This is a genomic window from Aeromonas sp. HMWF014, assembly GCF_963878295.1.
Classification (GTDB): Bacteria; Pseudomonadota; Gammaproteobacteria; order Enterobacterales; family Aeromonadaceae; genus Aeromonas; species Aeromonas popoffii.
In genome coordinates this window covers 1-1772 of the sequence record NZ_CAWNYS010000298.1, presented here as the reverse complement: position 1 = coordinate 1772, position 1772 = coordinate 1, and the positions used below count along the sequence as shown (strand labels likewise).

Here is a 1772-nt window from a genome sequence, read left to right as displayed (position 1 = left end):
CAGACCCTGACCGCCACCGCCGGTGGTTCGACCGTCTTCACCCTGACCCTCAACAATGACGGCAGCTACCGCATCGTCTGGAGTCAGAGTCTGGATCACGGTCAGGACACGTTGCGCCTGCCGTTCAACCTCGAATATCGCGATAGCGACGGCGATCTGGTGAAGGCGCCGCTGGTGCTCACTCTGGTGGACAGCAATCCGCCCAGCTTCGACATCCCGGCCATTCCCCTGACCGAAGATGCCTTTACCAACGGCGGCGCCGTGGTGGGCGAGAGCAGCTTTGTGGTCAAACACACCGCCGATCCCCTGCTGGTGGATTCGCTGGTGTTCAGTAACCAGAGCCAGACCCTGGCCACCCTCAACGGTGCCGGGCTGGGGAGTGATGGCCATCCGCTGACATTCGAATTTGCCGGTGATCGCACCCTGTTGGGTTACTACCTGGATGGCAGTGGCAAACGGGTAGAGGTGCTGCGCGCCGAGCTGAAGGCTGAGCAGCAGGGCAGCGATCTGGCTGGTCGGGTAGTTGTCACACTCACCGGGCCGCTGGATCATCAGGGCAGTGACAGCCTCTCCCTCGGTTTGCAGGTGAGCACCAACGAGATTGACGGCGATAGCACCAGTGCCAACCTGACGCTGACCGTCAATGATGGCAGTGATCCCGCATTGGGCATCGACAAGGGGGTTGCCCTGCAAGAGGGGGACAACCAGAGCATTGATGGTCAGCTGCCGGTGACGGTGGGCAGCGATCGTCTGGTTTCCCTCAACTTTGATGCGAACCAACCGGCGTTGGCCGGGCTGACCAGTCAGGGCAAGGCCACCAGTGTCGAGGTCAATGACAACCAGCTGATCGTCAAGGATTGGCAGGGCAAGGCTATCCTCACCGTCACCATCGGGCTGGATGGCAAATACAGTGTTTCTCTGACCGGCGTGTTTGATGAGCCAGTGGCGACCAACAGCCTCAACCTCGGCCTGAAGGTACAAGGCAGCGACTTTGACGGGGACAAGAGCAATCTTGGCACCCTCAATATCACCATTACCGACGGTGTTTTGCCGCAAGTGAATCCGGTTTCGGTCACCGTAAGCGAAGATAGCGACTGGCAGCTGGGGCAGAGCCTGTCTGGCGATCTGGCCATCACGGTAGGCAGCGATCCATTGGCCAGCATCACCTTCGATGCCAATCAGCCGGGGTTGCAAGGGTTCACCTCGGGCAAGCAGGCCGTTGCCATCACGGTGGCCGATCACCGTATCGAGGGGCATACCCCCGATGGCAAGCTGGTGTTTGAGTTGACCCTCGGCGATGACGGCAAATACAGCGTCACCCTCCATCAGCAGCTCGATCAGGGTAGTGCAAATAGCTTGCTGCAAGCGGACTTTTCCCTGCTCGACAGTGATGGCGACAAGGTCTCCTCCACCCTTACAGTCGCGGTGGGCGATGGCGCCAACCCGACCATCTCTGCCGTGACTGGCACCACGATGACCGAGACGGCGCAAGGGGAGGCAGCCGCCGTCAGCACCATGAGTTTCTCGGTGGCGCACGGCAGTGATGCCCTCGACCCCAGCTCCCTTGGTTTTGATATCACCGCTATTCAGAGCACCCTGACCGGGCTGACCAGCCACGGCAATCCGGTCACCTTCTCCCTCGATGCCAACGGTCAGTTGGTCGGGACCGGCGGTGGACAGGTGGTGCTGCGCGCCGAGCTGAGTCTGGTCGACAACAACGGCAACTGGAGCGTCACAGCCAAGGTCACCCTGAGTGGCGAGCTGGACCACAA

At 60.8% G+C, this 1772-nt stretch carries 1 protein-coding gene; it reads left to right on the top strand.

Going from position 1 to position 1772, the window contains the following annotated elements; genetic code table 11:
• Nucleotides 1-1772 (top strand): T1SS-143 repeat domain-containing protein (locus tag AAC083_RS12285; protein ID WP_441296519.1); only part of this gene is annotated, 1772 nt, incomplete at both ends.